The 24,443-nt window shown below is 60.2% G+C and carries 26 protein-coding genes; 13 read left to right on the top strand and 13 right to left on the bottom strand.

The features are described from left to right. Positions 1-339, bottom strand: coding sequence for a ferredoxin FdxA (gene fdxA, locus WA943_RS05035; protein WP_424468754.1), 339 nt, complete (start codon positions 337-339; stop codon positions 1-3). A gap of 147 nt (positions 340-486) precedes the next feature. On the opposite strand from fdxA, the gene WA943_RS05040 reads away from it, so the two are divergent. Genes WA943_RS05040 through WA943_RS05060 form a run of 5 tightly spaced genes read left to right on the top strand, consistent with a single transcriptional unit; the run spans position 487 to position 3,201 of the window. Then, positions 487-1,845: a hypothetical protein gene (locus tag WA943_RS05040; RefSeq protein ID WP_424468755.1), complete on the top strand. Its 1,359-nt coding sequence runs from the start codon at positions 487-489 to the stop codon at positions 1,843-1,845. Between the two features lie 4 nt (positions 1,846-1,849). After that, positions 1,850-2,431 (top strand): DUF2249 domain-containing protein, encoded by a 582-nt coding sequence (locus WA943_RS05045; RefSeq protein WP_424468756.1) that lies wholly within the window; start codon positions 1,850-1,852, stop codon positions 2,429-2,431. Beyond that, entirely contained in the window at positions 2,428-2,736 is a 309-nt protein-coding gene (locus tag WA943_RS05050) for a metal-sulfur cluster assembly factor (protein WP_424468757.1), read from the top strand. The genes WA943_RS05045 and WA943_RS05050 overlap by 4 nt, the downstream gene beginning before the upstream one ends. Further along, positions 2,726-2,965 carry a hypothetical protein gene (locus WA943_RS05055; protein WP_424468758.1) on the top strand — a complete coding sequence of 80 codons (240 nt, stop codon included), beginning with the start codon at positions 2,726-2,728 and terminating at the stop codon, positions 2,963-2,965. Before WA943_RS05050 ends, WA943_RS05055 begins: the two co-directional genes overlap by 11 nt. Next, positions 2,962-3,201, top strand: a complete 240-nt coding sequence (locus WA943_RS05060; RefSeq protein ID WP_424468759.1) for a DUF2249 domain-containing protein — start codon at positions 2,962-2,964, stop codon at positions 3,199-3,201. The genes WA943_RS05055 and WA943_RS05060 overlap by 4 nt, the downstream gene beginning before the upstream one ends. Positions 3,202-3,272: 71 nt before the next feature. Here the strand turns inward: WA943_RS05060 and WA943_RS05065 are convergent, their stop codons facing one another. Then, complete coding sequence (locus tag WA943_RS05065) at positions 3,273-3,593, bottom strand: 2Fe-2S iron-sulfur cluster-binding protein (RefSeq protein ID WP_424468760.1); 321 nt, start codon at positions 3,591-3,593, stop codon at positions 3,273-3,275. Between the two features lie 156 nt (positions 3,594-3,749). Between WA943_RS05065 and WA943_RS05070 the strand changes: the two genes are divergently transcribed. From WA943_RS05070 to WA943_RS05090, 5 genes are all read left to right on the top strand, one after another. Next, complete coding sequence (locus tag WA943_RS05070) at positions 3,750-4,205, top strand: RrF2 family transcriptional regulator (protein ID WP_424468761.1); 456 nt, start codon at positions 3,750-3,752, stop codon at positions 4,203-4,205. Positions 4,206-4,412: 207 nt separating this feature from the next. Continuing rightward, entirely contained in the window at positions 4,413-5,972 is a 1,560-nt protein-coding gene (locus WA943_RS05075) for a fatty acid--CoA ligase (protein ID WP_424468801.1), read from the top strand. 121 nt (positions 5,973-6,093) lie between these two features. Further along, positions 6,094-7,758, top strand: a complete 1,665-nt coding sequence (locus WA943_RS05080) for an intermembrane phospholipid transport protein YdbH family protein (protein WP_424468762.1) — start codon at positions 6,094-6,096, stop codon at positions 7,756-7,758. Then, positions 7,755-7,982 (top strand): YnbE family lipoprotein, encoded by a 228-nt coding sequence (locus tag WA943_RS05085; protein ID WP_424468763.1) that lies wholly within the window; start codon positions 7,755-7,757, stop codon positions 7,980-7,982. Before WA943_RS05080 ends, WA943_RS05085 begins: the two co-directional genes overlap by 4 nt. 12 nt (positions 7,983-7,994) lie before the next feature. Then, positions 7,995-8,342 carry a YdbL family protein gene (locus tag WA943_RS05090; protein WP_424468764.1) on the top strand — a complete coding sequence of 116 codons (348 nt, stop codon included), beginning with the start codon at positions 7,995-7,997 and terminating at the stop codon, positions 8,340-8,342. 38 nt (positions 8,343-8,380) lie between these two features. Here WA943_RS05090 and WA943_RS05095 read toward each other — a convergent pair whose 3' ends face one another. The 6 genes from WA943_RS05095 to WA943_RS05120 are packed head-to-tail and all read right to left on the bottom strand — an operon-like array spanning position 8,381 to position 14,641. After that, the gene (locus WA943_RS05095) at positions 8,381-9,868 is read right to left on the bottom strand and encodes a nitronate monooxygenase (protein ID WP_424468765.1); all 1,488 of its coding nucleotides are present in this window, start codon (positions 9,866-9,868) and stop codon (positions 8,381-8,383) included. 7 nt (positions 9,869-9,875) lie between these two features. Then, positions 9,876-10,256 carry a DsrE family protein gene (locus tag WA943_RS05100; RefSeq protein WP_424468766.1) on the bottom strand — a complete coding sequence of 127 codons (381 nt, stop codon included), beginning with the start codon at positions 10,254-10,256 and terminating at the stop codon, positions 9,876-9,878. A 5-nt stretch (positions 10,257-10,261) separates the two neighbouring features. After that, positions 10,262-10,675 carry a DsrE family protein gene (locus WA943_RS05105; RefSeq protein ID WP_424468767.1) on the bottom strand — a complete coding sequence of 138 codons (414 nt, stop codon included), beginning with the start codon at positions 10,673-10,675 and terminating at the stop codon, positions 10,262-10,264. A 10-nt stretch (positions 10,676-10,685) separates the two neighbouring features. Then, on the bottom strand, positions 10,686-11,012 hold the full coding sequence (locus WA943_RS05110) for a hypothetical protein (RefSeq protein ID WP_424468768.1): 327 nt from the start codon (positions 11,010-11,012) through the stop codon (positions 10,686-10,688). Positions 11,013-11,040: 28 nt separating this feature from the next. Beyond that, on the bottom strand, positions 11,041-12,780 hold the full coding sequence (cysI, locus tag WA943_RS05115) for an assimilatory sulfite reductase (NADPH) hemoprotein subunit (protein ID WP_424468769.1): 1,740 nt from the start codon (positions 12,778-12,780) through the stop codon (positions 11,041-11,043). A 10-nt stretch (positions 12,781-12,790) separates the two neighbouring features. Then, positions 12,791-14,641, bottom strand: a complete 1,851-nt coding sequence (locus tag WA943_RS05120) for an assimilatory sulfite reductase (NADPH) flavoprotein subunit (RefSeq protein WP_424468770.1) — start codon at positions 14,639-14,641, stop codon at positions 12,791-12,793. 236 nt (positions 14,642-14,877) lie between these two features. Between WA943_RS05120 and WA943_RS05125 the strand changes: the two genes are divergently transcribed. Then, entirely contained in the window at positions 14,878-15,744 is an 867-nt protein-coding gene (locus tag WA943_RS05125; protein WP_424468771.1) for a LysR family transcriptional regulator, read from the top strand. 15 nt (positions 15,745-15,759) lie between these two features. On the opposite strand, the gene WA943_RS05130 is transcribed toward WA943_RS05125, so the two are convergent. From WA943_RS05130 to WA943_RS05150, 5 genes are all read right to left on the bottom strand, one after another. Then, positions 15,760-16,116, bottom strand: coding sequence for a DUF488 domain-containing protein (locus tag WA943_RS05130; RefSeq protein ID WP_424468772.1), 357 nt, complete (start codon positions 16,114-16,116; stop codon positions 15,760-15,762). Beyond that, the gene (locus WA943_RS05135) at positions 16,113-16,448 is read right to left on the bottom strand and encodes a DUF1971 domain-containing protein (RefSeq protein WP_424468773.1); all 336 of its coding nucleotides are present in this window, start codon (positions 16,446-16,448) and stop codon (positions 16,113-16,115) included. Before WA943_RS05135 ends, WA943_RS05130 begins: the two co-directional genes overlap by 4 nt. A 117-nt stretch (positions 16,449-16,565) precedes the next feature. Next, positions 16,566-17,999: an AdeC/AdeK/OprM family multidrug efflux complex outer membrane factor gene (gene adeC / locus WA943_RS05140; protein ID WP_424468774.1), complete on the bottom strand. Its 1,434-nt coding sequence runs from the start codon at positions 17,997-17,999 to the stop codon at positions 16,566-16,568. Between the two features lies 1 nt (position 18,000). Next, positions 18,001-21,102, bottom strand: a complete 3,102-nt coding sequence (locus WA943_RS05145; RefSeq protein WP_424468775.1) for an efflux RND transporter permease subunit — start codon at positions 21,100-21,102, stop codon at positions 18,001-18,003. Between the two features lie 15 nt (positions 21,103-21,117). After that, positions 21,118-22,302 (bottom strand): efflux RND transporter periplasmic adaptor subunit, encoded by a 1,185-nt coding sequence (locus tag WA943_RS05150; RefSeq protein ID WP_424468776.1) that lies wholly within the window; start codon positions 22,300-22,302, stop codon positions 21,118-21,120. A 249-nt stretch (positions 22,303-22,551) separates the two neighbouring features. Here WA943_RS05150 and WA943_RS05155 point away from each other — a divergent pair, with 249 nt between their 5' ends. Then, complete coding sequence (locus WA943_RS05155) at positions 22,552-23,172, top strand: TetR family transcriptional regulator (protein WP_424468777.1); 621 nt, start codon at positions 22,552-22,554, stop codon at positions 23,170-23,172. Positions 23,173-23,310: 138 nt separating this feature from the next. Continuing rightward, positions 23,311-24,417, top strand: a complete 1,107-nt coding sequence (locus WA943_RS05160; RefSeq protein WP_424468778.1) for an NAD(P)-dependent alcohol dehydrogenase — start codon at positions 23,311-23,313, stop codon at positions 24,415-24,417. Positions 24,418-24,443: the final 26 nt, after the last annotated feature.

Genomic DNA, 24,443 nt, shown 5'->3' on the forward strand with positions numbered 1-24,443 from the left:
CTAGTCACCAATGCCGGGTTTCTCGCTGAACTGAGACAGCTTTTCCTTGATGCCGTTCATCTCGTCGGCATCGGTTGGCGGATCGCGCTTCTGCGTGATGTTCGGCCAGATTTGCGCATATTTGTGATTGAGTGCTAGCCAGTCGTCGGTTGCGGCTTTGTCGGTATCGGGAAAGATCGCCTCGGCGGGGCATTCGGGCACGCAGACGCCGCAGTCGATGCATTCGTCAGGGTGAATGACCAGCATGTTCTCATCCTCATAGAAGCAATCGACCGGGCAGACCTCAACGCAGTCCATATATTTGCATCGAATGCAGTTGTCGGTGACGACGAAGGTCATAATTCCATCTCCCATGAAAAGCGGTCCATGCCGATTACCCTTCGGTGGCGCGGCCCGCAAAAGAGGTATTTTGTATATTGCTTTGTTTCGATCTTTTAAATAAGGTATTTCCAACACCTCTTTTAAGGCGAGCAAACGGAGTTCGTCATGATGATCGCGGCCGGAGTTTCGCGCTGGACGATGCTGCATCTGGGCGCGGCGGTCGTGGCGCTGCTCATCGCCGAGGTGCTTCTGGTCTCAGGCTATACCGATCTGATAGAAGGGTTGCGGGCGCCTGAGACGCTGATTGCCGTTCATCTGCTCACGGTCGGTTGGCTGAGTCTTCTGATGCTCGGCGCGCTCTTTCAATTCGTGCCCGTCATTACCAACTCGCAACTCTTCAGCCAGCGGCTGCCGATCATCGGCTTCGTTGCAATCGTCGTCGGGCTCGCGGGAATGATCGCGGGGTTTGCCGCGCTCGGCGGCAATGAATTCCTGCCGCTCGCCTGTCTGCCCGTTGGCGGTGTCCTCGTGCTGAGCGGGCTGGGGATCGGCGCCTTCAACATTGCAGCGACGCTCTGGCGCGCGCGCCCGCTTCCCATGCAGGCGCTATTCGTTGCGGCCGGTCTTGGATTCCTTGTGTTGACCGGATTGATCGGGATCTGCTTTGCGCTTGCCCTATCGCTGCCCGAGCCGCCGGCCATGCTGGTGGGGTTCATTCGCGACGGGCTTGCCGCGCATGTCGCGGGCGGACTTGGTGGATGGTTTACGCTGACGGCGATGGGGGTGAGCTACCGCCTGCTCTCGATGTTCATGCTCGCGCCGGAAGAAGCGCGATGGACCAGCTATGCCGCACTTGCGCTGACATCCGGCGGGCTGTTGTTGCTCATGGGCGCGATCCTGTTTGCAGGCGACAACTCGCAGAGTGTCGCCTTCGCAGGCGCTTTCCTTGCCGCGCTCGGCATCGGTTTTTATCTCGCCGATATCGTTCATCTCTTTCGCCAGCGCAAGCGTCGCGATCTCGAACTCAACAGTATCGCGGCGGCGGTTGCGCTCGGCTTTCTGGCCTTCGCCATAGCGTCGACGACCATTGCCGCGATAACGGGAACGCTCACCCGGTTTTCAGCCGCGCTCGGATATCTTTTCGTCTTCGGTTGGCTGTCGGGTCTGGGGCTTAGTCAGCTCTACAAGATCGTGCCGTTCATGACCTGGCTCGAAGTATTCGGGAGACGCCTCGGCAAAGGGCCTGTGCCGCGTGTGCAGGATCTCGTTAACGAGCATCGCGCGCGATATTGGTTCGTCCTTTTCTTCGGATCGGTTCCGATCGGTGCGGTCGCCATCGCCTTCGCCAATGCGCCGCTGTTCCATGTGGCAAGCCTCGCGCAACTCGTGGCGACGATCCTTGTCGGATTCGAGTTGTGGCATGCCCGGCACCCCGATCCCGACGCGGCACCCAAGCCGCTTGTGCCGGGTGCCGGTCTTCCCTTTGCCAAATCACCTCACATCACCCGAACCCATGGAGATTGATGCCATGCCTGTTCCATTATTGACGCTCGATGTCCGGCCAATTCTTCGCGCAGGCGGCGAACCTTTTGCCGAGATTATGAAGGCGGTTTCCAGCCTCACGCCAGGACAAGGACTGAAGTTGATCGCGACGTTTCGGCCCGTGCCGCTTTTCTCGGTGATGGCAAAGAGCGGTTTCGGACACAGCGAACGTGAATTGTCCGAAGGCAATTGGGAGGTTGTCTTCACGCCGCAGGATGGCACTACCACCGACAGGAACCTTCCCTCTGCCGCGCCCGCATCGCCGCCTGCTCGCGCGCGTCAGGCACCGTCCACGAAGCCGGGCGAGGCGGATGCAACGGACTGGCCTGTGGCGAGCCTGACGCTCGACAATCGCGGACTCCTGCCGCCCGAGCCGATGGTCCGAACGCTTGAGGCGATCGAGGGGCTTGACGGCGGTGAGGTTCTGGAAATCTGGAACGATCGCGATCCCCAGTTTCTCTATCCCGAGCTTGAAGCGCGCGGCCATCTCGCGCATCGCGACATACGCGGCTCGGAAGGCTATCGCGTGCTGATCCTCAAGGGCAGCGGGCAGGGAGAGGCATCATGAACCCGCTGTCAGACGAAGCACTTCGCGAGGCGCTGAAGGACGTGTTCGATCCCGAACTTGGATACAACATCGTCGATCTCGGGCTTGTTTATGACATCGCGGTCACAGACGGCGCTGTCGTCGTGACGATGACATTGACGACGCCGGGCTGCCCGGCCTCCGAGATGATCCAGGGCGGCGTCTATCAGCGCATATGGGCGATTGACGGCGTAACCGACGTCGACGTGCATCTCGTATGGGAGCCGCGATGGAGCGCCGAGGCGATGAGCCCGGCAGCAAAGGCACATTTCGGCATTGCTGCGTGACGACGATATGGAATCCGCAACCGTAATTCCTGAACTCAACCGCCTCTTCATTCTGGCGCTCAAGCGCCTTGGCGAGACGGGCGAGACCGACGCCGCCTGCAGGTTGGCGGCGAAAGGCTGGTCGTTGCTGCGCAGCGAACACCCTCAAGACGCGCAGCGCCTGAACGGCGTTCTGCATTACCTGACACGTCCTGACGCCTCAACAAGAAGGAGACATAGAGACAAATGAACGACAATGAAAACCTCGACGTCCGCACGCTCATCCCGGCGGAGCGACACAGGCTGATCTTCGAGACCTGGCATCATCTGGAGCCGGGCAAGGGCTTTGTGCTGGTGAACGATCACGACCCCAAGCCGCTTTACTACCAGTTCGACGCCGAGCATTCCGGCCAGTTCACATGGGACTATCTGGAATCTGGCCCCGCGACCTGGCGCGTGCGCATCGGCAGGAAATCGGCTGCCTGAGTATCGGCGGTTATCGGCGCGAGCGGGCGTTCTTCCCCTCGCCAGCTCGCGCCGATCTTGTTTCGCCGCGCCTATCGCTGCCATTCGGGAATGATGAGGCGCAAGCCATCGAGTTCCGCCGTAATGCGTATCTGGCAGGACAGGCGGCTGCACTCGCCTGCATTGACGGCGAAGTCCAGAATATCTTCCTCCATGCCCGTGGCGCGGCCGACAATATCGATCCATGCTGGATCGACGTGAACATGGCATGTCGAGCAACTGCAGCTTCCGCCGCAATCGGCGTCGATGCCGGGAACCGAGCGCGAAATAGCCGCCTCCATGGCCGTCATGCCCGAGCCAATCAGAACCGGATGTTCGCTCCCATCGGGCTCGACAAAGATGATGCGGGGCATCGTTCACTCCTGCGGAAAGTGCAAAGCTCGCCAATTATAGATGCATATAGTATACTCTTTATAGTCGCGACGTCGCGGCGAGACGCGATCCGGCTTCTCATTTCCGGGCGGGTCTGACGAAGGCGATGCAAGAGGCTGAATGCGGAGACGAATGAGGTGCGCGTAACCCTGCATACAGATTATGCGCTCCGGATGCTTATGCTCCTGGCGATGGAGCCCGATCAGTTGCACACGATCGAGGAAATCTCGACCCGTTACGACATCTCGCGCAATCACCTGAAAAAAGTCGCCCAGACCCTCGTGCAGTATGGCTTTGTCGAAAGCGTGCGCGGGCGGAGCGGGGGGCTACGTCTGCGCCAGCGCCCCGAGGACATCAATGTCGGCACGGTCGTTCGGGCGACGGAGGACGGGTTCAATCTTGTCGAGTGCTTTACGGCGGAAGACAACACCTGCCTGATTTCATCCGTTTGCGGATTGCGTGGCCCGCTGGAGGAAGCGCTTGCCGCTTTCCTCGATGTCCTCGACCGTTACAGCCTCGCTGATCTCATCCAGAACCCCGGGCGTATGCGGCGCATGCGACGGCTTCTGAGCCTGGACGCCGAGGTCGCCTAACCCGGCGATATTGCGGCGTCGGCTCCCCACCGCAAGCCCCCTTCATTGTTGATCTCGATGCCGACATGATTAGAGTGGGCGGCGCGTTGAAATGCGGTTCAGGGCGAGCGACGGCGGGCATTGCGCCCAGCCTGCGCGCCAGCGGCCGCTGCTCAGGCGTCGAAATATAAGAATCAAGGGGAGTGTTAAGTGGTTGATCATTCGCGTATGCGCACGTTGGGCGCCATTCCTCGCTATCACGCTGCGGAAAGGCCCGATGCCGTTGCCTTCACCTTCGAAGGCCGGACGGTGACTTACGCTGAATTCGACCGGAACACCGACCTCGTGGCGTCCGGATTGATTGCCTCCGGCGTGAAGCCCGGCGACCGTGTCGCCTTTCTCGGCAAGAACAGCGACCACTATTTCGAGCTGTTCATTGGGGCGACCAAGGCAGGCGCGGTGATGGTGCCCGTCAACTGGCGGCTCGCGCCACCGGAGATCGCCTATATCGTTGACGATGCGGAAGCACCGCTCCTGTTCGTCGGACCGGAATTTTACGGCGTCATCAAGAAGCTTAAAGCCGAACTGCCGAAAGTGCGCGAAATCATCGCCATGGAAAGTGGCGAGCCCGAATGGCCGATATTCGCGACCTGGCGCCATGCGCAGACTATTCGCGAATTGCCTGTGACGACGGCCGATGACGTAGCGTTACAGCTCTATACGTCAGGCACGACCGGCCGCCCGAAAGGGGCGATGCTCGCGCACCGCAATCTGCTCGGCATGCGCGAGTCGAATGCGAAGGCCGGATTGCCGTGGGATCAGTGGTCCGACGACGATGTGAGCCTCGTCGCCATGCCGGTCTCGCATATCGGCGGCACGGGCTGGGGCCTAATGGGCATTTACAACGGCGCAAAAAATGTCGTGGCGCGTGAATTCAATCCAAACGCCGTGCTCGATTTCATCGCCAATGACAAGGTCAGCAAACTCTTTCTGGTGCCTGCGGCGATGCAGATCGTGCTGCGTGATCCCCGCTCGCGCGACGTCGATTATTCGCGCCTCAAATATATTCTCTACGGCGCTTCGCCTATCCCGCTCGAGCTGCTTCGCGAGGGCATGGAAGTCTTCAAATGCGGCTTCGTCCAGAATTACGGCATGACGGAAACCTGCGGCACGGTCGTCGCGCTGCCGCCGGATGATCACGTTCCCGAAGGGTCGCCGCGTATGCGCTCTGCTGGCAAGCCGCTGCCGGGCGTCGATATAGCGATCTTCGGCGAGAATGGCGAAACACTGCCGCCCCATCAGGTCGGCGAAATCGCCATCCGCTCGACGGCGAACATGGTCGGTTACTGGCACATGGAAGAGGCGACAGCGAAGACCATCGACGCCGATGGCTGGCTGCGAACCGGCGACGCGGGCTATGTCGATGAGGACGGCTACGTCTATGTGCATGACCGTGTGAAGGACATGATCATTTCCGGCGGCGAAAACGTCTATCCGGCTGAAGTCGAAAATGCCGTGTTCGGGCATCCGCAGGTCGCCGACGTCGCCGTGATCGGCGTGCCGGACGAGCGCTGGGGCGAGGCGGTGAAGGCGATTGTGGTGTTGAAGCCGGGCATGGAGGCCGACTCCGAAAGCATCATCAACTGGGCGCGCGAGCGCATCGCCGCCTACAAGACGCCGAAGAGCATCGACTTCATCGAAGCTCTGCCGCGCAATGCGTCGGGCAAGATCCTTCGTCGCGAATTGCGAGAGCCTTACTGGGCCGGGAAGACGCGCCGGATCAACTGATTGTCGTGTCGAGGATTGGTGGCGATCGACGCGCAGCAATCAGGCTGGCGGGTTTCGCACAACTCTCGGACTGTGACAGAGTGTCGAGGTTTCGACGCATTGATGATGTCTAGTAGAGATTGTGAAAAACATTAAAGCCAACGACAGCCAGAGCCGGTTCAGCAGGCGCTCGCGGTTCTGGGCGGCCGGAGTGGCGGCGGGTCTCCTGCTGCTTGCCGTTGCGCTTGCCGCCCTGTGGCAGACGCGGACGGGGCTCGCCGAGCGCGTCATCGCCGATGCGCTGGCCAAGCGCGGCATTGCGCCGGTTTCATTTCAGGTTTCGATGCTGGGCTTGCGAAGCATTGAGGTGTCCGCACTCACGATCGGCCCGTCGGATGCGACGAAGGGGCAGCAGCCCGACATATCAGCGGGTCGGATCACGGTTCTATACAAGCTTGGTGAATTGCTGTCGGGGCGTGTCCAGTCGATTGAAATTGCCGATCTTCTGGTCAATGCGCGGATCGACGATCATGGATTGTCGCTGGGCGCGGCGAGCAGCCTGTTGAATGAGGGCGGCGCTGGCGGTGGCGCGGGCGTGCTGCCCGAAATTCATGTCGCCAATGCCTCGGTTCATCTCGCGACGCCGCAAGGTCCGTTCTTGCTCGATGGCAGCATCGATATTTCGCAATCGGCAACGGGAGCGCCGATCGGCATTTCGGTTCCCTCCATGCGTGTTGCAGACCGCGCTTCGTCTGTCCGCTTCGAGCCGATTGATTTTTCGGGAACGATTCAACTCGACGGCGACATATTGACGGTCGAAGCCGAGGGGCGGAGCCTTTCGGCGAAGGCGCAAGGTGTCCCGCTTGGGAAAATCTCCGGTCGTTACGATCTGAAGGCAGCGAGCGGCAATGCGCAGCTTGCCGGCGATCTCGCTTTTTCTCCGGGCAAGCTGGAGCCTCAAAGCCTGTTTCCTGTGCTCAAGGGCCTGATGGCCAATGTGCAGGGGAAGGCGGCCTATAAAGCGGACTTCTCCATTGCCAAGGGCGCTTTGCGCAGTTCCGGCCAGCTTGCATTGACGCAGGTCGGGTTCGACGCCTATTCCGCCAAGGTCGCCGGGCTCAACGGAACGACGAAGCTCTCAAGCCTTGTGCCGCCGCGCACCAGCGGGACGCAGACGCTCTCCGTCGCTATGCTCGATGCAGGAATTCAGCTCCAGAATGGGCGGGTGAGGTTCGAGATCGCCAATGCGGCGCTTCCCCATCTGGTCGATGCCAAGTGGCCTTTCGCCGATGGCGGACTCACGCTTACCTCCGTCAAAGGCAGCAATACCGAATTCGAACTGCTGGTGGAGAATGTCGATGTCGCGGAGCTTCTGTCGCTTGCCGACGTGCCGGGTCTGAGCGGCACGGGAACGCTCAACGGCACAATTCCAATCGCGATAGAAAACGGAAACCCGATTATCAAGAACGGCATGCTCGATGCCGAAAAGGGCGGCGTCATCATTTACAAGAGCGCATCCGCCGATGCCGCAGCGACAAATGACCAGACCAGGGTGCTGACGGACGCGCTGAAGGATTTTCATTATACGGAGCTAGTTGGCACATTGAGCGGCAATGCCAATGGCGACCTTCTGTTCCATCTCCGGCTGCGCGGCGCAAATCCGGCGCTTTATGACGGATATCCGATCATCCTCAACGTCAATCTACAAGGCTCGCTTGCGGACCTCATTCGGCGTGGTACCGTTGGGCTGCGACCCCTGGAACTGATCCGAAGCGAAATCGCCCCGACGAAGAAGGCAAAACCATGACTGCACATATCGAATCCAGACTGGCGACGCGTCGTCCCTATGCGAGCGGAGCGCTCTGGATCGGCTTTCTGCTCGGCCTTGGCGCATGCAATCCCACGGTGAAGATCGAAGCGCCGGACAAGCCGATTGAAATAAACCTGAACGTCAAGATCGAGCAGGAAGTTCGCGTCAAGGTCGATCGCCAGCTTGACGACGTGCTTGCCAAGCATCCCGACCTTTTCTGAGAAAGACAGATCATGCGCCACTTCAAATCCCTGCTTGCCGCCTTCACGCTGCTTTTCGCGCTTGGTGCTGCCTCCGCCGCCTTTGCGATTGATCTCGATGGAGCCAAGGCTCAAGGCCTCGTCGGCGAACAGCAGAACGGCTATGTCGGCATCGTGACGGCGACCCCTGCCGCCGATCTCAAGGCTCTCGTCGATGACGTCAACCTGCGCCGCCGCAGCGCCTATAAGGATGTGGTCGCCCAAACGCCCGGCGCAACGCTGAGCGCCGTCGAGAAGCTCGCGGCAGCAAAGCTCATCGGGAAAACGGCATCGGGCCAGTTCGTTCAGGATGCGGCGGGCAAATGGGTCAAGAAGCCCTGACGGGTTTCACCCGCGCATAGTCCGCAGCGCGCTGCCGATCAGGCTTCGGGCGTTTCATGCAGCACGAGCATCTCGCTCAATCGCGCATGAAGCTGGTCGGAGCGGATTTTGGGCAATGCTTCGCGCAGCTTTCTTGCGACCCACCTCTGCCCCTTGGCGAGAAAGGCGACGCGATCCGCGACGGGTTCGATAGCCATCAGCTTGTCGTAGAAGTCCCCGGTGCGCTGCGAAGGGCTTTCGCCCAGCCGGACGATTTCGTCGAGCAACAGGCGACAGCAGAAAACCTCGTCGGCATGAAGATTCTTCATCTCGGATCGAGCTTTGGGATCGGCGAGATCGACGGCGAGCCGCGCGGCTGAGCGAGCGCCTGCGCGCTCCGCCTCGAGCAGCGTGTTCAGAAGCTCAATGACTTCGGCATGCGACAGAAATCCCATATAGGCGTCATCGCCTTCAGAAGCCGAGCAACTGGGTGATGCAAGCTCAGGCGGCGGCGCCTGCTCTTCTGCATGCTGTGCCCCGTCGTCGGCAGGACGCAAGGCAAGTGCGTCCTTCAGGATAGTCTCGATGCGTTCTGCCGCCGACACGACGTCGTGAATGGCGTCCGTGCCCTTGCCGGCATAAATCGCCATCGATTCAAGGTCGCCGGTCGTCGTGCGCAGGGGCGAGTCCGTGCTGAAGCGATAAAGCGACCTGCCGTAATCCTCCCCGATCACGTCAAAGGCCTTCTTGAACGGGTCGCCGTGTGCGCCATCCGTCACGCTGTTTTTCAACACGCGGACAAATGCACCTTCAGGCCAGTTGATGTGGAAGTCCTGCGTGCGAAGCGTGTCGACGGAGGAGCCGTCAACGATCCGTTGCTTGTGATAGTCGTGAGCGAAGGATTCCTTGGTCGCAAGAAGGGCGGTTCCGAGAACTGCGCCGGATGCGCCAAGATCAAGCGCTGCTACGAAATCCGCGCCCGAGGCAATGCCGCCCGCCGCAAGCACGGGTATGTCGCCTGCAATGGCGACGGTATCTCTCAGCAAGGTGGCGCGCGCTATCTGTCCGCGAACATGTCCGCCCGCTTCGACGCCCTGCGCGATGAGCATCTGTGCGCCCGCGTCGATCGCCTCTTTGGCTTCCGCCACCGATCCAATCTGGCAGACGACGAGAATGCCACTATCGCGCAATCGCGAGATCACGTCTTTATCGACATCCCAGAACAGACAGACCGAGTGAACATGTTCCTCGATGCAGACATCCACCTGCCGACGAAAAAGATCTGGCGGCGTCGCGGCCGGAATGATGTTGACGCCGAACTCCCGCTTCGTACCCGCCCGCACTTCGCGGATCTGCCTGGCGATGAATCGCGGCGACTCCCGGACCATGCCGAGAAAGCCATAGCCGCCTGCTTCGCTGACCGCAGTCACAAGCTCGGAGCGCGCGACGCCCCCCATTCCAGCCAGAATGATGGGCACGTCGCAGCCAAGTATGTCGCAGGCTTTGGTCCGAAACCGGGACGCTGCCAGATCCATTACGTTTTGCATTGTCGTTTCACCAATGCCAGACGCGCTCATGCTCATCGAGAAGATTGGCAAGGGCATTCCGTGCGATGAAGCTGACCCCTTTGATCGTCTCGGCCTGGGCAAGGCCGCGGCGCTTGAGGTCGTCGCTCACTACGTAAACAGGAACGCCCTTGGCGATCAGCTTCTCAAGCTCTCTCTCGATGCGCGGCGGATTGGTCTGTACCCAGTTGCCGAAGCGCAAGCCGCTCGCATTCTGCCCGCTCACCGCATAGTTGACCGCATTGCCGGTCAGGAGCACCGAAAGGTTCGCACCGGCATCGCGCATGGAATGCGTGAGCCAGATGATGGTGTCGTCCTGCTCTTCAAGCGTGCCGCGATAGGCAGTCTCTATGATCTGAAGTGCTTTCATGATGCTCACCTCGTGCCAATGACAAGCGCGTTGTCGGACGCCTCTGCCAGTTTCCAGAAGTCGGCAGGGCCGCCGCGGCGGACGCCCTCCACCACCTTGTCGATGCCGCGTTCGTCGGCGCAGAGACCGCAATTCACCCAGTTCACGACGCCGCCGTTTTTCGCTCCCTTGGCAATGATCTCGCTGACCCAGATCTTGGGGAGCGGGTGGTGCTCGGTTTCAACGTCCGTGCCGTGCACGCCGTTGCCATGCGCTTTCTGCTGCTCGAACGAGAGGTGCACGCCGCCTTCATAGGCAAAGACGTTGAGGTTGTAGCCGCGCCCCGCCGCGATTTCGAGCAGGCGGAAGAACGTTGTGGACCGCGCGCTTTCATAGGGCGGGTCCATGATCGCAAAAGCGAGTGTTGTCTTGTTGGCCATGGAAATTCTCCTAATGCCAGAGTGTCTTGGTGCCCGCCGCAAGCGCATCGACGACGCGCTCAAGCGAAGCCTCCGTGATGCCGTCCGCAAGCGCTGCCTTGTCGAGCGCGCGTTCGCGAAGCGAAAAATCATCCGCCAGCACCTTCACGCCGGCGCCGATGGCGTGACGAAGTGCCTTGCTTTCCGCGCTGTTGCGCGCGGGCAGAACGCCGTTCTGAACGAGAAACAGCGTGACATCGCGCCCCTTCGCTTTCAGATCGATCGCTATTTGATAGAAGCCTTCCGTATCGCCGCACTCGAACGGATCGCGCGACGAAATCAGCATATAGCTACTCATTCCGGTCCTCCTTGCGACGGCCACGCCGTCAACTGCTGAAGTCTTTTCCGCTCGTCACTTCGCGCACATAACCTGCACGGATGACGAAATCTCCGAAGTGCTCCTTGTCGAGCCGGTCCTTGGCGAAGTGGCCAATCATCTTTCCCAGCTCCTGCAGGATGCGCTCCTCGCCGATATTCTCGAGATAGAGCCGATTGAGTCTCTGGCCGTGAAATCCACCGCCGAGATAGAGGTTGTATTTGCCCGGTGCGCGCCCGGTGAACGCGATTTCTGCGATGTAGGGCCGCGCGCAACCGTTGGGGCAACCCGTCATGCGCATGGTGATCGGCTCATCCGCCAGACCGTTCTCGGCAAGAATATGCTCGACCTTGGTAACGAGGCTCGGCAGATAGCGCTCGCTTTCCGCCATGGCGAGCCCGCATGTCGGCAGCGCAACGCAGGCCATGGAGTTGAGCCGCAATGCGCTTGCATGGATCGACGTGTCGAGTCCGTAAGCCGCCAGCATGTCCGCTATATGCGGCTTGTCGGCCTCGGTCACATTCGAGACGATGAGGTTCTGATTGGGCGTCAGGCGGAACTCGCCCTTATGAACGCGGGCAATCTCGCGCAGCGCGGTCATGATCTGATGGCCGGTCGTGTTTCTGATGCGTCCGTTCTCGACGAACATCGTGAAATGCCACAGCCCGTCCGAACCCTGCGTCCAGCCATAGTCGTCGCCATTGGTCTTGAACGTATAGGGCCGTGCTTTTTCGAGCGCGAAGCCGACGCGCTTTTCGAGTTCCGCCTTGAACCAGTCGAGCCCCTTGTCGTCGATCGTATATTTGAAGCGGGCATGTGCGCGATTCACGCGGTCGCCATAGTCGCGCTGGATGGTCGCTGCCGCTTCGGCGATTTCGAGAACCTTGTCGGCGGGGAAAAAGCCGATGACGTCGGCAAGGCGGGGATAAGTTTCGGGCGAATTATCCGTATTGCCCATGCCGCCGCCGACACAGATATTGAAGCCGAGGAGCTTCTCTCCCTCTGCAATGGCGATGAAACCCACATCCTGCGCATAAACGTCGATGTCGTTGATCGGCGGGATCACGAAGCCGAATTTGAATTTGCGTGGCAGATAGGTGCGCCCATACATCGGATCTTCGGACGCCGATGTTTCGATCTTCTCGCCGTCGAGCCAGATCTCGTGATAGGCGCGCGTCTTGGGAATGACGTGGTTCGATGTGCGCTTTGCGAGATCGTAAATCTCGGCATGCAGCGCGGAGAGATGCGGATTGACCGAGCACATGATGCCGCGCGTATCGTCGCCGCAGGCGGCAATCGTATCCAGCAGAGCGTCGTTGAGGCCCTTGATGGTGTTCTTCAGGTTCGGCTTCAGAATGCCGTGAAACTGAAACGTCTGGCGCGTCGTCATGCGAAGCGTCGAGCCGCCATAATTACGCGCCAGTTCGTCGATCTTCAGCCATTGCGCGGTGCTGCACACGCCGCCTGCAAGGCGGACACGCACCATGAACTGATAGGCGGGTTCGAGCTTCTGGCGGCGGCGCTCGTCACGCAGGTCGCGGTCGTCCTGCTGATAGATGCCGTGAAACTTCATCAGCTTCGTGTCGTCATGCGTGACCGCGCCGGTCAGCGGCGCGCGCAGGCTTTCCTCGATCGTTCCGCGTAGATAATTGCTCCTGTCTTTCAGGCGCTCATTGTCATGCAGTTTTTCCAGCGGCTGCGAAATGTCGTGGCTGCGGTCGACTTCAGGGGTCTTTGTCTGGGAACTCACGATATGGCCCTCAATAGACGTCGCGTTGATACCGGCCGTCGCGCTGTAGATTGCGCAGATATTCTTCTGCGCCCTCGCGCGTCACGGCGCCTTGCGCTTCGATGATGGAAAGAAGTGCGTCATGAACGTCAGGCGCCAGCTTCTCCGCATCGCCGCACATGTAGAAATGCGCGCCCTCTTCGAGCCAGGCGAAGAGATCGGCACCGTTCTCCGCGATGACATGCTGGACGTAGCGCTTCTCCGCCTGGTCGCGCGAAAACGCGACATCCATGCGATGGAGAGCGCCGTCCTTGAGCCAGCCCTGCCAGTCCGTCTGGTAGAGAAAGTCCGTGCGGAAATTGCGTTCGCCGAAGATGAGCCAGGACTTGCCCTCGGCTTCTTCCGCTTCGCGCTGCTGCACGAAAGAGCGGAAGGGCGCAACGCCCGTGCCCGCACCGATCATGATGATCGGCGTCGAGGGATCATTGGGCAGCCTGAAATTGTCGTTGCGCTGGATATAGACGGGCAAGATATCGTCGGGCCTCACCCTGTCGGCCAGATGGCAAGAGGCAACGCCCATCCGCTCCGTGCCATGCAGTTCGTAACGAACGGTCGACACGGTGATATGGACTTCATCGGGCGCTGCAAGCTGGCTCGACGCGATGGAATAGAGGCGCGGCTGCAATCCCCGAAGCGCGCCGACAAAATCACTCGCATTGAGGTTTTGCACAGGGTAGCGCCGCATGACATCGATGATGTGGTTGGCCTGCATATAGGCGGCGAGTTCCTTGCGGTTCCCTTCAGCCGTCAAGGCGCGCAGATCGTCGGCGGATGAAATTTCCGCCCAATGCTGGAGAAAGCGAGGCGTCAGCGCGGTGATTTCATAATCTTGCGACAGGGCGTCGGACAGGGCGATGTCGCCGGTCTTGGTGGCGATGCGTTCGCTGCCGGACAGGCCCGCGCGCTCCATCACCTCGTCGATCAATGAAGGATCGTTCCGGGGCAGAATGCCGAGTGCGTCGCCCGGCGCGTAAACAAGGTTCGAGCCTTCCAGCGAAAACTCGATATGCCGCGTTTCCTTGCTCGACCCGCGACCCGTGATGACGAGGTTCTCGACGACAGACGCGGAAAGCGGGTTGCGCTTGTCATGTTCGGGCGCGGAAACAGGCGCGATGCTGAATTGCGCGACGGGCTGGCTCGACGCTGCGCCGGTGGATGCCTGTTCAGCTTTCAATTTTCCGAGCACAGCATCGAGCCACGCATCGGCAGGCTCTTCATAATCGACATCGCAATCGATGCGGTCATGAAAGCGCGTTGCGCCAAGCTCTTCAAAGCGCCGATCGAGACGCTTTGCCGCCTCGCAGAAAAATTCATAGGTCGAATCGCCAAGGCCGAGCACAGCGAACTTGATGCCTTCAAGCTTCGGCGCCTTGCGGCTGTCGATGAATTCAAAAAATCCGATGGCCGGTTCCGGCGGCTCGCCTTCTCCATGCGTGCTCGACACGATGAGGACGAGCTGTTCGTTCGCCAGATTGCGCGGCTTGTAGGTTGCGAGGTCGAAGGCGTTTGCCGTCAGTCCAAGCCCGCGCGCATGGGCTTCGGCGCGACGGGCAACATCAGCCGCATTTCCTGTCTCGCTGGCGTAGAGAATGCTCAGTGTCGTGCTGGTCGCCTGTGCGGCGGCTGAAGGTGCGGCCGCTGGCGGCAAGGCACTGAGCATGCTGCCATCGCCCTGAGCGAGGCGCGCATGCGCTATGCCCGCCAGATATCCACTTGCCCAAAGCATCTGGTCGGGCCGCAAGGCCCTCGACAAGGCTTCGAGTTGCGCAAGTTCAGGGGCATTCAGGCCAATGCCGGGCAGGGCGGGTACGGACATGTTCATGGGCTCTCTGCTCTCGGCTTCACGCACAAATCACGGCGAAAATGACTAGATGCCCCAATTTTCCGCGAAGATTGCGGAATTGCCTTTATATACAAAAAAATAATGTATTTATGAGGCATGCGGCATAGCGGACAGGGTTAGGAGGTCTGTCCCGCCACCAATTGGAAAGTGACACTTGGCTTATGACGCGACAAACGAATATTATTCGGGCTTAAACGCAAATATTTTGGTTTTAAATGAATATCGATCTGGCAAAGACTTTTCTGGACGTGGCGGCGGCGGGAAGCTTCGTGCGTGCCGCAGAGCGGCTGAACATCACGCAGACGGCGGTCAGCGCGCGCATCAAGGCGCTGGAGGAGCAGATCGGGCGCAGCCTGTTCGTCAGAAACAAGGGCGGCGCGCGGCTGACCCCGGCAGGAAATGACTTCATCCGCTACGCCGCATCGCTCGTTCAGATATGGGAGCGCGCGCGCCAGCAGGTGGCGCTGCCCCCCGGGCGTGAGGCCATGATCACGGTCGGCGGCGAGGTCAGTCTCGGCCATCCGCTTCTTCTCAACTGGCTTATCTGGATGAGGCGCGAGGCACCGGAAATTGCGCTGCGAACCCATGTCGATCTCGGCGAGCGCCTGATCGAAAAAGTGCAAACGGGTGTCCTCGACATCGCCATCATGTATGCGCCGTCGCAGCGACCGGGCATTCAGTTCGAATTGCTGATGGAAGAAAAGCTGATCGCGGTGAGCACTTCGCCGGACACGGCAGAATTGCTCAGCGGGGATTATGTCCATGTGGACTGGGGCCCGGACTTCGAGGCCCATCATGCGATCGTCTTTCCGCATTTGCGCGATGCGGGCATGTTCGTCGGCCTCGGTCCGCTGGCGCTGCAATATATTCTGGCGGTGGGCGGGAGCGGCTATTTCCGGACGCGCGCGGCAAAGCCATATCTCGATACCGGGAGGCTTCACCGTATTCCAAATGCGCCCGAGTTTTCCTTTTCGATCTACGCCCTGTCGTCGGCGCATTCAGATAGCCCCGCAACGCAGATCGCAAGGCAAGGCCTGCGCATTGCGCTCAATGGCGATACAGATAATTGGACGCGCTTCTAGGAAGCGCTGCCGCGATCAATGCATTTTGCGAATGAGGCGCGCCAGAACGACAGCGTTATTGTGCTTCTCGTCATGTGCGCTGTAGAGAAGCGTCAATCGCGACTTGCCCGCTTTTTCCGATATGGCGCGAACGGCTTCTTCGTTCGCTCGCAATTCGGCTTCATAGCGACGCTGAAACTCCGCCCATTTTTCCGGATCGTGGTTGAACCATTTCCGCAATTCGTTGGTCGGCGCGGCGTCCTTCATCCACGCATCGAGCGCTGCGTCTTCCCGCTTGAGCCCCCTAGGCCACAAACGGTCAATGAGCACGCGTGTTCCGTCGCTCTTGTCGGGGGCTTCGTATACCCGCTTGATCTGGACATCCTTCGTCATGATGAAACATCCCGTATCGCGTGAAACTCCACGTAAAAGCGCACCGCGCCCAGTGGAGCGACTTCGTGAAGTTCCTGAGGCTGAATAACGACCTTTGGCGAGGCGGCGTCCACGCGCCGTTCGCTGAAGGGCTCGATTATTCTGTAGAGAAGTTCGCCGCTGATAATATGGATCACACCCCAGACGCCTGCCTTGGTGCTGTGGCTGCGCTTCAACCCGGCAGGCAGGCTCTGTTCGTCAAAGACGGGCGTGCGCTTATACGCGGTCAATCCGGCGGGCAGACCCTCGATCAGGTCAGGGCGTGAAATCCCCGCGACTTGAGAAGCGTTCATTTTGCGCCACTCCATAAACAGGCATTCATTATGCCCATTTAAGGACCGGCTGCCGGGAATATCAACAAGTTCCGTCCGGACGTGACAATGCGTGCTTATCGGCGGCCGCGGCCTCGCTCACGGTTGCGGGATTTCGCCGGAGGCCAACGCCGCGTCATGCTCAAGCCAGCCGCCGCCAAGCGCGCGATAGAGATCGACGAGACTTGTCAGTCGCAACAGACGCGCCTGGATCAAAAGCTGTTCGGCGCTGAAAAGCGAACGCTGCGCGTCGAGCAATGCCAGGTAATTGTCGATACCCTTGCGATAGCGATAATCGGAAAGCTCGAAGCTGCGCCGCGACGCATCGACCGCGGCTTCCTGCGCCTTGATCTGGCCGTCAAGCGTGGCGCGGGCCGCAAGTCCGTCGGCCACTTCGCGGAAAGCGCTCTGGATCGTCTTCTCATATTCGGCGACCGCGATATTCTTGCGCACCTCTGCAACATCGAGGCTCGCCGCATTCCGGCCCATGTCGAAAATCGGCAGCGAGATTTGCGGCATGAAGGACCAGGTGGAGGAACCGGCGCCGAAAAGGCCGGAAAGCTCCGTGCTGGCTGTGCCGAATGCGCCGGTGAGCGAAATGCGTGGAAAGAAAGCTGCTCGCGCCGCGCCGATATTTGCGTTCTCCGCCTGAAGCTTTTGTTCGGCGGCAAGAATGTCGGGGCGGCGTTCAATCAATTGCGAGGGCAGGCCGGCAGAAATATCTGCCAGCAGCGACTGGGCGTGCAGCGGTTGCGCCTTCGGGAGATCGGCGGACAGTGGCTGCCCGACGAGCAACTCCAGGGCATTTCGCGCCTGTTTGCGCTGGCGCTCAAAACCGGCGAGATCGGCGCGCGCCGATTGCACGAGCGTTTCCGATTGGCGCAAGTCGAGTTCCGACGAGATGCCGGATGCATAACGCCGCTTGATGAGGTCGTAGGATGTCTCGCGGGTCGCAAGCGTCCGGCGCACGAGTTCCAGTTGTTCGTCGGCGGCTCTCTCCACCAGATAGGCATTGGCAAGCTCACCGATCAGGCTGATCTGTGCGCTTCGTCTCGCTTCCACTGTTGAGAGATATTGCGACAGCGCCGAATCCTTCAGGCTGCGGACGCGACCGAACAGATCGAGCTCGAAAGCCGTCGCGCCAAGGCCGACGCTATATTGGTCCGCCATGCCTGATTGGCCCGTGCCGGAAAGATCCGACGGCAGGCGCTGGCGCGTGGCATTCGCGGTTCCTTCCAGAGTGGGCAGAAGGTCCGCTCTCTGAATCCGGTACTGAGCGCGCGCCTGCTCGATGTTGAGTACGGAAATCCGCAAGTCGCGATTATTGGCGAGCGCGAGTTCGATCAGCTTCTGCAGCCGCGCATCGCCGAAAAAGCTTTTCCAGCCGATATCGGCGGCAGATTGCGTTTGCGCATCCGGTGTCTTGTCGGGCCAGCTTGCCGCAACCGGAGAGGCTGGACGTTCATAGTCGGGCGCCATTGTGCAGCCCGCGAGCAAAACGGCGGAAATGACGATCGGGAATAAGCGGTTCATGTCACTGCGCCCCTTTGCGCGAGAATAGGCGCCGGACCACCACGAAGAAGAGTGGAACGAGAAAGACCGCCAGCACTGTCGCAGTGATCATGCCGCCCATCACGCCGGTGCCGATGGCGCGCTGGCTTGCAGAGCTTGCGCCGCTTGCAATCGCCAGCGGCAGGACGCCGAGGATAAAGGCAAGAGATGTCATGATGATCGGACGGAAGCGCAAGCGCGCCGCCTCGAGCGCCGCCTCGACAAGGCCTTTGCCCTGAGCCTGCAGGTCCTTGGCAAACTCGATGATCAGAATGGCGTTCTTCGCCGACAGGCCGATGATGGTGATGAGCCCGACCTTGAAATAGACGTCGTCGGGCATGTCGCGCAGCGTGACGCCGAGGACGACGCCGATCACGCCAAGCGGGATGACCAGCAACACCGCAAGCGGGATCGACCAGCTTTCATAGAGAGCTGCCAAGCAGAGGAAGACCGCGAGGATCGACAGGGCGAGCAGGGCGGGCGCCTGCGCGCCGGAGAGTTTTTCCTGCAGCGATTGACCTGTCCATTCATAGCCAAAGCCGACGGGAAGCTTCGTCATCAGCTTTTCCATTTCGGCCATGGCCTCGCCCGTGCTGTATCCGGACGCCGCATTGCCGCCGATCTTCACGGTCGGATAGCCATTATAGCCGACAAGCTGAATGGGGCCGGACGTCCACGCGGTCGTCGCGAAGGACGAGAAGGGCACCATCTTGCCGCGCGCATTGCGCACGCGGAGCTTCAGCAGATCGTTCGCCTGCATGCGCTGTGCGGCTTCCGCCTGCACGATCACGCGCTGCATGCGGCCGCTATTGGGGAAATCGTTGACATAGGCCGTGCCGATCGAGAGGGACAAGGCGCTGTTGATCGCATCGAAGCTCACGCCCAGCGCATTGGCTTTCTGCCGGTCGATCTGAAGCTCGAGTTGCGCCGCATCTTCAAGTCCCTCGACGCGCACCTGATGCAGGACGGGGCTTGCATTGGCGAGGCCTACGAGCTGGTTGCGCGCCTCCATCAGCGCCTTGTGGCCGAGCTGGCCGCGATCCTGAAGCCGGAAGGAAAAGCCCGTCGCATTGCCGAGTTCGGGTATCGGCGGCGGCACGATTGCGAAAGCGACGCCGTCACGGATTTTCTGGAAGGCGCCGTTCGCATTTTCGGAGATGGCGTCGGCGGATTCATCTGCGCCGCGTTCCGACCAGTCGTCGAACGTCACGAAGGAAAGTCCCGCATTCTGGCCTGTGCCGGAAAAGCTGAAGCCGAGAATGCTGGTGACGTTGGCGATGCCCTTCTGCGTTTCGAAATGCGCTTCGAGCTGCTTCATGACGTCCAGCGTTCTGCCGGTGGTGGCTTCAGAGGGAAGCTGTACGTCGGTGATCAGATAGCCCTGATCTTCGACGGGCAGGAAGGACGTGGGAAGCCGCATATAAAGGAAGCCAAGAACGGCGACGAGCGCCACATAGACCAATGCGTAGCGGCCCGTGCGCGCCAGAACATTGGCGACAGCGCCTTCATAGTTGGTTGCGGTGCGATTGAAAACCCTGTTGAACCAGCCGAAAAATCCCGTCTTCTCGTGATGGTGGCCCGCTTCGACCGGCTTCAGCAGAGTGGCGCAAAGTGCCGGCGTCAGCGTGAGCGCTAGGAAGGCGGAGAACAGAACGGAGACGACCATGGACAGCGAGAACTGCTGATAGATCACGCCGACAGAGCCGCTGAAGAAAGCCATCGGAATGAAGACCGATGTGAGAACGACGGTGATGCCGATGACAGCGCCCGTGATCTGCCCCATGGCTTTCCGCGTGGCATCGCGTGGCGATAATCCTTCCTCGCTCATGATGCGTTCGACATTTTCGACAACGACGATCGCGTCGTCGACAATGATGCCGATCACGAGAACCATGCCGAACATCGTCAGCACGTTGATCGAGAAACCCATCGCGCCCATGACGGCGAATGTGCCGAGCAGCGAGATGGGCACGACGATGGTCGGGATCAGCGTGTAGCGGATATTTTGCAGGAAAAGCAGCATCACCAGGAAGACAAGGGCGACGGCTTCGAGCAGTGTGTAAACAACCTGTTTGATGGACAGCGCGACGAAGGTCGAGGTGTCATAGGGGATGGCATACTGGATGCCTGCCGGGAAATTCGTCTGCAACTCATCCAGCTTTGCGCGAATGGCATTGGCTGTTTGCAGCGCATTGGCCTTGGGCGCAAGCTGCACGCCGATTGCCGCGCTCGGCTTGCCGTTCAGGCGCGCTGAAAACTGATAGTCCTGGCCGCCGACTTCGATCTTCGCGACATCGTGCAGCCGCACGGTCGATCCGTTCGGATTTGCCCGCAGAATGATATTGCCGAACTCCTCCGGCGATGTGAGCTGACCTTGCACGATGACGGTCGCGGCGATCTGCTGGCCCGGCAGGCTCGGTTGCGCGCCGATGGTGCCTGACGCGACCTGCGCATTCTGCGTGGCGATGGCGTTTGAAACGTCTTGCGCCGACAGTTTCAGCGAAGCGAGCTTGTCGGGGTCGATCCAGATGCGCATGGCGCGCTCGGTCGCAAAAAGCTGCGCTTTGCCGACGCCGGAAACGCGGCGCACTTCGTTGATGACATTGCGCGACAGATAATCGCCCAGTGCGATCTGGTCGAAGCTGCCATCGGTGGAAATCAGGCTGACGACGAGCAGGAAGTTCGAGCTTGCCTTCTCGACCTGAATGCCTTGCTGGCTGACCGACTGCGGCAGGCGCGGCTCGACGCGTTTGATGCGGTTCTGCACATCGACGGCGGCAAGATCCTCGTTCGTGCCGGGCTCGAAGGTCGCATTGATCTGGACGATGCCATAGGCGTCGCTCTGCGACTCGTAATACATCAAGCCGTCGGCGCCATTGAGCTCATTCTCGATGACCTTCGTGACGCTCTCGTAAAGCGTCTCGGCTGACGCGCCCGGATAGCTCGTCATGATATTGACGGAGGGCGGCGCGATGCTCGGATATTGCGCGACCGGCAATTGCGGAATTGCGAGCACACCGGCAATGATGATGAAGAGCGCGACGACCCAGGCAAAGATCGGCCTGTCGATAAAGAAATTAGGCATGAACCGACGACCCCTTTATTCGCTCTGCGAAGGTTGAGCGGCCGGCGCGTCGCTGGCTTCTTGCTTCCACGGCACGGGAATGACGCTGGCGCCGGGCATGGCGGCCTGCTGAAATCCCTCGACGATCACTTTCTCGCCCGTCTGCAAACCATCGGTAATGACCCAGTTGTGACCCTGGGCATGACCGACTTTCACCGGGCGCGTCTCGAGCTGGTTTTTATCGCCGACGATCAGCACATGGCTTGTGCCGCTCGGCCCGTATTGCACGGCCTGCTGCGGCACAACGAAGGCCTTTTTGTCGATGCCCTGTTCGAGGCGCACGCGCACATACATGCCGGGAAGAAGTTGCTCGTCGGGATTTGGAAATGCTGCGCGCAGCATGATCTCGCCGGTGCTCTCATCGACGGAGACGTCGGAAAAGAGAAGCTGACCGGGCTGCCCGTAATCCGAACCGTCATCGAGCTTGAGCGTGACCTTTGCGACGTTCGGCGCAACGCTTTGCAGCCTGTCTTGCGCGAAAGCTTTTTTAAGCGCCATCAATTGTGCCGACGACTGGGTGAAATCCGCATAGACGATTTGAAGTTGCTGGATCGTTGCAAGCGGCGTCGCTTCGGTTGCGCTGACAAGCGCGCCCTCGGTCACGAGCGCCCGGCCTATGCGGCCTGAAATGGGCGCGCGGACTGTTGCATATCCCAGATTGAGTTCAGCGCGTTCGAGGTTTGCCTTTGCGGAGGCAACATCGGCTTGCGCCTGCTTCAGCGACGATGCCGCGTCGTCATATTCCTGCTTGCTGACGGCGTTGACCGCGACAAGGTCCTTGTAGCGCTGTGCGAAAACGCGCGCCTTGGCGGCATTGGCGTCGGCTTTTGCAAGCGCCGCTTTCGCGCTATCGACGTCGGCCTGAAAGGGCGCGGGATTGATGCGGTAGAGAACGTCTCCCGCCTTCACATCCGCACCTTCGGTAAACAAACGCTCCAGCACCACGCCGGGAACACGCGCACGTACCTCGGCGACACGTACTGCGCTGATGCGTCCTGGCAATTCATTCACCAGCGTGACGGCTGTCGGCGCGACCGTGACTACGCTCACTTCAGAAGGTGGAAAGTTCTGTTCGCTTTCGCCTTCGCCGCAGGCCGCAAGTCCAAAAAGGATGAAAGCGCAGGCGGCGCCCGTTTGAAGGACGTTGTAGTGAGGGCGCATTGAATTCTCTTTCCGTATACGGCGTCGGGGTCTTGACGTAGCGGCGGCAATGACTGACGCGGCCTGAAAAACAGGCCGGCAATTTAAGGGTGGCTTGATGCGCCGCCGGGCCGCTAAAGCTGTGAACTCCCGAAGCGCCGATGGGGGGAGTCAGTTCGAAAGCTGACAACCGGCACCTCGGGAGCGAGATATATATACATACGTTCGTGAATGTATGCAAGGGGCGATCGGGGAGGTATAGTCGAACTTATGGCAAGACGAACCAAAGCTGAGGCAGAGCGGACGCGGGAGGACATCCTCGACGCGGCGGAGCGTGTTTTCTTTGCGAAAGGCGTTCCGGCCACTTCGCTTGCGGATATTGCCCAGGCCGCCAATGTGACGCGCGGCGCCGTCTATTGGCATTTCAAGAACAAGCCGGACGTGCTCGACGCCATGCTCGAACGGGTGCGCTTTCCGCAGGAAGATGTCGTGGCGGGGATTTCCCCTGACAATGCGAAAGACGCGCTGACCACGCTGGAAGAGGCATGCGTCGGCTGTCTTCGGTTGCTGCACGACGATCCGCAGCGCCAGCGTGTTTTCACGATCTCGATGCTGCGATGCGATGTTGTCATCGATATCCCGCAGCATCAGCGCGAGACGAACGCCGTCATGTTCGAAAGGCTGGTCCGCGCTTTCGAAATCGCCGAAGCGGAAGGTACGCTCGCATCACACTGGAAGCCGCGCGTCGCCGCGCAGGTCGTTTCATCTTTGTGCCTTGGTCTTTTTCGCGACTGGCTGGAAGACACGACGCGCTTCGAGATCGTCGATACAGGCATTACGTCTATCCAGTCTCTTTTCAGATCCTTTCACGCGATGCCAAAACCGGACTGACAATCTTTGCGCGGTGCACTCGCACTGAGCCGAAATTCTTCTTTGACGAACGATGCCCAAGGCTAAGATCGCCATATTGTGTTTGCGGAATCCTGTCGGTTCCGATCCCCCATCTCCTTCCTTGACGAGAGAGCGCTTATGAAAATTACCGCAGCCGTGGCGCGCGAAGGCCAGGCCGATTTCAGCTTCGAGGCTGTCGATATTGATGAGCCGCGCGCCGATGAAATTCTCGTGAAGGTCGTGGGCGTCGGTCTCTGTCACACGGATATGGTTGCAAAGACCGGCGCGATCGGCGGCCTGCCTGCTGTCCTCGGCCATGAGGGATCGGGCATTGTCGACAAGGTCGGGGTCTCCGTCACCAAGGTGAAGCCCGGCGACCGTGTGGCGATTTCATTCCGCTCTTGCGGCGAATGCGTGCGTTGCAAGGAAGGCCAGCCTGCCTATTGCCTCACCATGCCCATGCTCAACTATATCGGCATGCGCCCCGATGGCACCAAGGCGCTGCGCGGCAGCGGCGGCGAACAATTGGCGAGCAACTTCTTCGGCCAGTCCTCATTCGCAACCTATTGCCTGACCTATGAGCGCAACGTCGTGAAAGTGCCAGATGACGTGCCGCTGGAACTGGTCGGCCCGCTCGGCTGCGGCGTGCAGACGGGCGCGGGCGGCATCATGCGCTCACTGGCCTGCAAGCCTGGAAGCTCGCTGCTCATACTTGGCGGCGGTGCGGTAGGTCTGAGCGCGGTGATGGGTGCGGTCATTCAGGGCTGCTCCACCATCATCGTTCTGGAGCCGCATGAGGTGCGGCGCAAGCTTGCGATAGAACTCGGCGCAACTCATGTGATCGATCCTGCTACGGCACCGGATCTCATCGCCGCGCTGCGTGCGATCCTGCCGCATGGCGTCGACTATGCCTTCGACACGACCGGCATCCCGCCGCTGCAACAGGCGACGATGGGCTGCCTTGCGCCGCATGGCACATTCGGCATCGTCGGCATCAGCCCGCCCGGAACGCCTGTGCCGGGCGATATGACGACCGTGATGACTTTCGGCCATACGATCAAAGGCATCATCGAGGGCGACAGCGAGCCGGATGTCTTTATCCCGCAGATGATGGATCTCTATAAGGCCGGGCGTTTCCCCTTCGACAGGCTGATCCGCACCTATCCCTTTTCCGAAATCAATCGCGCCATCGCCGAGCAGCATCACGGCGATTGCGTCAAGGTCGTGCTGTTGATGGACGCGTAAGGCGACCGGAAATCAGAGGAAACCTG

It is taken from the genome of Parvibaculum sp., assembly GCF_049651025.1.
Taxonomy (GTDB): domain Bacteria; phylum Pseudomonadota; class Alphaproteobacteria; order Parvibaculales; family Parvibaculaceae; genus Parvibaculum.

Coding starts and splice junctions, on each gene's coding strand:
- fdxA (WP_424468754.1), bottom strand. CDS start 339: ATGACCTTCGTCGTCACCGACAACTGCATTCGATGCAAATATATGGAC.
- WA943_RS05040 (WP_424468755.1), top strand. CDS start 487: ATGATGATCGCGGCCGGAGTTTCGCGCTGGACGATGCTGCATCTGGGC.
- WA943_RS05045 (WP_424468756.1), top strand. CDS start 1,850: ATGCCTGTTCCATTATTGACGCTCGATGTCCGGCCAATTCTTCGCGCA.
- WA943_RS05050 (WP_424468757.1), top strand. CDS start 2,428: ATGAACCCGCTGTCAGACGAAGCACTTCGCGAGGCGCTGAAGGACGTG.
- WA943_RS05060 (WP_424468759.1), top strand. CDS start 2,962: ATGAACGACAATGAAAACCTCGACGTCCGCACGCTCATCCCGGCGGAG.
- WA943_RS05065 (WP_424468760.1), bottom strand. CDS start 3,593: ATGCCCCGCATCATCTTTGTCGAGCCCGATGGGAGCGAACATCCGGTT.
- WA943_RS05075 (WP_424468801.1), top strand. CDS start 4,413: ATGCGCACGTTGGGCGCCATTCCTCGCTATCACGCTGCGGAAAGGCCC.
- WA943_RS05085 (WP_424468763.1), top strand. CDS start 7,755: ATGACTGCACATATCGAATCCAGACTGGCGACGCGTCGTCCCTATGCG.
- WA943_RS05090 (WP_424468764.1), top strand. CDS start 7,995: ATGCGCCACTTCAAATCCCTGCTTGCCGCCTTCACGCTGCTTTTCGCG.
- WA943_RS05095 (WP_424468765.1), bottom strand. CDS start 9,868: ATGCAAAACGTAATGGATCTGGCAGCGTCCCGGTTTCGGACCAAAGCC.
- WA943_RS05100 (WP_424468766.1), bottom strand. CDS start 10,256: ATGAAAGCACTTCAGATCATAGAGACTGCCTATCGCGGCACGCTTGAA.
- WA943_RS05105 (WP_424468767.1), bottom strand. CDS start 10,675: ATGGCCAACAAGACAACACTCGCTTTTGCGATCATGGACCCGCCCTAT.
- WA943_RS05110 (WP_424468768.1), bottom strand. CDS start 11,012: ATGAGTAGCTATATGCTGATTTCGTCGCGCGATCCGTTCGAGTGCGGC.
- WA943_RS05120 (WP_424468770.1), bottom strand. CDS start 14,641: ATGAACATGTCCGTACCCGCCCTGCCCGGCATTGGCCTGAATGCCCCT.
- WA943_RS05125 (WP_424468771.1), top strand. CDS start 14,878: ATGAATATCGATCTGGCAAAGACTTTTCTGGACGTGGCGGCGGCGGGA.
- WA943_RS05130 (WP_424468772.1), bottom strand. CDS start 16,116: ATGACGAAGGATGTCCAGATCAAGCGGGTATACGAAGCCCCCGACAAG.
- WA943_RS05135 (WP_424468773.1), bottom strand. CDS start 16,448: ATGAACGCTTCTCAAGTCGCGGGGATTTCACGCCCTGACCTGATCGAG.
- adeC (WP_424468774.1), bottom strand. CDS start 17,999: ATGAACCGCTTATTCCCGATCGTCATTTCCGCCGTTTTGCTCGCGGGC.
- WA943_RS05145 (WP_424468775.1), bottom strand. CDS start 21,102: ATGCCTAATTTCTTTATCGACAGGCCGATCTTTGCCTGGGTCGTCGCG.
- WA943_RS05150 (WP_424468776.1), bottom strand. CDS start 22,302: ATGCGCCCTCACTACAACGTCCTTCAAACGGGCGCCGCCTGCGCTTTC.
- WA943_RS05155 (WP_424468777.1), top strand. CDS start 22,552: ATGGCAAGACGAACCAAAGCTGAGGCAGAGCGGACGCGGGAGGACATC.
- WA943_RS05160 (WP_424468778.1), top strand. CDS start 23,311: ATGAAAATTACCGCAGCCGTGGCGCGCGAAGGCCAGGCCGATTTCAGC.